Genomic DNA, 4,070 nt, shown 5'->3' with positions numbered 1-4,070 from the left:
GGGAATTTCTGCGTCATGTATTTTTTTCAAAAAGAAAAAAGCAAAAAAGATACACAAAGAAACAACGATGGTTAAAAACCCAAAAGACATAAATAAAACTGGATCTGTAAAAAAGTCTCTAAAGAATACGTTCATGAGTTGCTCCCCTCGTTGTTGATGGGTTAATCATAGGCGGTGTTTGCAGGTCGCAACGTGATCGAGATCAAGTTATTTTTCTAAGCAGCTGTAGGAGTGACGCTAAGTTGATTTAGATCATGTTTTAAGGGCTACTAAGTTATTACCACTGAGAGCTAAGAGAGTTTTTCACTTTACCTAAAAGCGTAGCGCTTTAAACTTTTTTGAGTAAACCACTTAAAGATTTTTTGCACAAAGAGAAAAGAATGAGAAGTAAATGAGGGTAGAGCTATAAACTACTTGAGCCAAATAACTGCTCAATATTTATATTTTTACCTGAATAATTTAGTTTGTTTTCCTCTAAAAGCGAAGCGCCTCTTAACCTCTTTGTGAATAAATCACTTAAAGGTTTTTTGCACAAAGAAAAGAGAATGAGCAGTGGAAGAGGGCACAAAAAGTAGCAGCCTAAGTGGCTTTCACATATAGCTCAATATTGTTTGGCTCTGTATGTTTGACTAATTCAAACTCATTTACTGCTTCAATCAACATATGTTGCTGTTGTTTTTCAAGCTTCAGCTCAGCGCTTAGCAACTCTTCGCGTATTGTGGCGTAATCACTTAACGTATTCTGATTAGCTTTTAAATAGCTGCGTGCGGCGCGCAGAGGCTGTAGTGCGTGAGTATCAAACTCACTAGTTACATTTATTAACTCATTTAACTGTTGGGCATTAACACTTAAATTTAATGAATCTAAATAAAGCAGTAATAAGCATAAATTAACATTTTTTCCTTGCTGGTTTTGTAGTGCCAGCAAGGTTTTTTGTTGCTCAGGCTTTGCGTACAAGGTGCACGCAAATTGCCAAAAATGGTCGCTATTGAGCAAGTTCATCGGCGAATGCCTGCTCTTTTTCTTCCATTTCTTCAAGTGCCTTAAGTAGCTCTTCTTCAATGTCGTTAAGTTTAGGTGTAAGCGTTGCTTGCTTAGCTAATAACTCTTTAAGCTTGGCTTTGTTGTCGTCGTTGTAGAGTTCGTTATCACCTAAGGTCACTTCCACTTCACTTAATTCCGCGGTGAATTTATCGAGTTGCTTTTCAAGCTTTTCAATTTGCTTTTTAAGTGGCTGAGTGGCTTTTCTAAATTCAGCTTCTAAGCGCTTTTGCTCTTTACGGTTAACACCTGGGTTTGCTTTAGGCTCGTCGTTTTGCTGCGCTTTAACCGCTTCTTTATTGGCATTGAGTAACCACTGATAATACGCATCTAAGTCGTAACCAAACTGGGTTACTTTGCCGCCATCTACTAAGTAAAACTCGTCGGCGGTGTTTTTAAGCATATGGCGATCATGCGATACGGTAACCATAGCGCCTTCAAAGCCTTGTAGTGCCATAACCAGTGCATGGCGCATTTCTAAATCAAGGTGGTTAGTTGGCTCATCGAGTAGTAATAAGTTTGGTTTTTGATATACCAACATAGCAAGTACTAAACGTGCTTTTTCGCCGCCTGAAAATGGGGCTACAGGCTCAAGGGCTTTATCGCCAATAAAGGCAAAACCACCTAAAAAGTCACGTAGTGATTGCTCAGTGGCTTTTGGGTCGAGGCGTTGTAAGTGCATTATTGCACTGGCTTTTAAATCAAGAGATTCAAGTTGATGCTGCGCAAAGTAACCAATATTTAATCCGTGATGCTGAACAACTTCGCCCGCTTGCGGCTCTAAATCACCAGAAAGCAGTTTAATTAACGTTGATTTACCTGCGCCATTTCGACCAAGTAAAGCAATTCGGCTGCCTGGTACAAGGTTTAGCTCTATATTATTTAAAATAGTGACGTCACCATAACCGGCTTTGGCTTTATCTATTGTCATTAGTGGGTTTGGTAATGCTTTTGGCTCTGCAAACTCAAAGTTAAATGGCGAGTCGGCATGTGCCGGCGCTAGTTTTTCCATGCGTTCAAGCGCTTTCACACGGCTTTGTGCTTGTTTAGCTTTACTGGCTTTTGCTTTAAAGCGCGTTATAAACTGCTCAAGGTGAGCAATTTGATCTTGTTGCTTATCAAACATTGCTTGTTGTTGTAGTAAGCGCTCAGCTTTTTGGCGCTCAAACTGCGAGTAGTTACCTTTGTACACGTTAATAAGTTGCTTATCTACATGCCAAATTTGATCAACCACCGCATCTAAAAACTCACGGTCATGCGATATAAGTACAAGGGTGCCGGTATAAGCACGCAAAAAGCGTTCAAGCCAATAAACGGCATCTAAATCAAGGTGGTTTGTTGGCTCATCGAGTAATAGTAAATCGGCGTCGCGTATTAATGCTTGGGCAAGGTTTAAACGCATACGCCAACCACCAGAGAACGAGCTTACTGGATTTTCTATAAGGTTATTGGCAAAGCCTAGGCCGTGTAATAGCTCACCTGCGGTTGATTCAATGCTATAGCCTTTAATGTTTTCAAGCTGAATATGTACTTTAGCTTGTGTGTCGCCATCGTTGTTTTTCTCGGCCTCACGCAGTGCTATACGCATTGCGTAGTATTCTGGGTGGCCTTGAAGTACATAATCAATCGCGCTTATTTCAAGGGCAGGTGTCTCTTGCTTAACAGAGGCGATAGACCAATCTTTTGGAATGCTGCAGTTACCGGCATCTAGTTGTAGTTCTGATTTTAGTAAACCAAATAACGTTGATTTTCCACAGCCATTAGCGCCAACAAGGCCTACTTTGTGTTCTGGGAATAACGTAGCTGATGCGTTTTTTAATAAGGCTTTACCGCCACGAAGTAGTTCTATTTCTGAGATTTGGATCATGAATGCGTTACTTTGCTGTGCCCTTGTTAAGTTGGCGCTATCATAACATAGAACTTAATGCTCTTATCAAGCGTATCAACAAGTGAAGTTATACGATAAAATGACAGCAGTTCAAACCACAGGAAAAATGTTGTGAGACAAAAGAAGCGATTTATTGCTGGTGCATCGTGCCCTGACTGCAAAGCCATGGATACTATGATGCTATACAGAGAACATGATGTTGAAAAAGTAGAGTGTGTTGAGTGTGGTCATAAAATGGCGCAACCCGATAACGCTGTTCAGGCGTCTACTCGCCAATTTGAACAAGTAATTGGTGTGTTTAAACCGGGCGACTAACCCGGTTTTTTATTGCCTAATTTTTACCGGTTTTAGTAATGCGGTGGAGGTGGCTCAGGTACTTCAGACATCATAGACGATGATGACTGCGACTCTTTAATTTTCTCTGCTAGCAGCTCGGTTTGGCGTTTCATTTTTGCTAACAGCTGTTGGTGCACTTTTATTTCATGATTTAAGACTTCAATCGTTTCGTCTTGAAAAGCCACTTTGGCTTCAAGTTCCATTAAGCGATGTTCAATTGTGTTCATTATTCTCTCGTATAATAAATCGCTCTGCGATCCCGCTGGAGCTTTCGGTTAACAACGACTTACCGTTATCTGTAAATGTCACATCTAGCACCACCGCCGATTTAGGCTTACTGCCTTCGCGCGGGGTAACCTGCCAAGTTTGAATTTTTTCACCGCTTGGTATTTGCCACAAATCTACGCGCTTATTTGGCGAGCCGGTTGCAAGCAAAGTGCCTTGTTCGTTAAAACGCACAGCAGTAAAAATTTTCTGACGCGCAATATACTTCAGTTTACTCACAAGATCACCTGTAGTCAGCTTCCATACATTTGCTTGTGCCATACTATCGGCCGTAAACGCATAGCGACCTTGTGGATCGAGCGTTACTTGGGTAACACGCGTTGGGTGATTAAAACGATGAATTACTTGTCCTGTACGTGTATCCCAAAAGTAAGCAACATAATCGTTAGAACCACTTAAGGCAAAGCGTCCGTTAGGTGACAGGTCAACGGTGTTAACTTTATCTTGATGACCTAAAAACTCAATACGACGCCCAGTTTCTAGGTTTACAAATACGACAACGCCGTCGCTACGGCCGTAT

General features: G+C 41.2%; 5 protein-coding genes. 1 reads left to right on the top strand and 4 read right to left on the bottom strand.

Annotation, left to right across the window (positions count from 1 at the left end; all coding sequences use genetic code 11):
• Window positions 1–579 precede the first annotated feature (579 nt).
• Window positions 580–1,002: a TIGR02444 family protein gene (locus H5072_RS13335; protein WP_024600006.1), complete on the bottom strand. Its 423-nt coding sequence runs from the start codon at window positions 1,000–1,002 to the stop codon at window positions 580–582.
• The gene (locus H5072_RS13330) at window positions 986–2,908 is read right to left on the bottom strand and encodes an ATP-binding cassette domain-containing protein (protein ID WP_182693791.1); all 1,923 of its coding nucleotides are present in this window, start codon (window positions 2,906–2,908) and stop codon (window positions 986–988) included. The genes H5072_RS13335 and H5072_RS13330 overlap by 17 nt, the downstream gene beginning before the upstream one ends.
• A 132-nt stretch (window positions 2,909–3,040) precedes the next feature.
• On the opposite strand from H5072_RS13330, the gene H5072_RS13325 reads away from it, so the two are divergent.
• The gene (locus H5072_RS13325) at window positions 3,041–3,244 is read left to right on the top strand and encodes a YheV family putative zinc ribbon protein (RefSeq protein WP_007378899.1); all 204 of its coding nucleotides are present in this window, start codon (window positions 3,041–3,043) and stop codon (window positions 3,242–3,244) included.
• A 32-nt stretch (window positions 3,245–3,276) separates the two neighbouring features.
• On the opposite strand, the gene H5072_RS13320 is transcribed toward H5072_RS13325, so the two are convergent.
• Complete coding sequence (locus H5072_RS13320; RefSeq protein WP_182693790.1) at window positions 3,277–3,492, bottom strand: SlyX family protein; 216 nt, start codon at window positions 3,490–3,492, stop codon at window positions 3,277–3,279.
• Window positions 3,479–4,070, bottom strand: a 592-nt coding sequence (locus H5072_RS13315) for a WD40 repeat domain-containing protein (RefSeq protein WP_404936329.1), incomplete at its 5' end; no start/stop codon positions are given. The genes H5072_RS13320 and H5072_RS13315, both read right to left, overlap by 14 nt.

The organism is Pseudoalteromonas sp. SR45-5, assembly GCF_014163565.1.
GTDB classification, from domain to species: Bacteria; Pseudomonadota; Gammaproteobacteria; order Enterobacterales; family Alteromonadaceae; genus Pseudoalteromonas; species Pseudoalteromonas distincta.
Note: the sequence above shows the minus strand (reverse complement) of the source record. Positions and strands in the feature narration are given on the sequence as shown.

Excerpts from the sequence above, each read along its gene's own strand:
- H5072_RS13335 (WP_024600006.1), bottom strand. The coding sequence starts at position 1,002 with ATGAACTTGCTCAATAGCGACCATTTTTGGCAATTTGCGTGCACCTTG.
- H5072_RS13330 (WP_182693791.1), bottom strand. The coding sequence starts at position 2,908 with ATGATCCAAATCTCAGAAATAGAACTACTTCGTGGCGGTAAAGCCTTA.
- H5072_RS13320 (WP_182693790.1), bottom strand. The coding sequence starts at position 3,492 with ATGAACACAATTGAACATCGCTTAATGGAACTTGAAGCCAAAGTGGCT.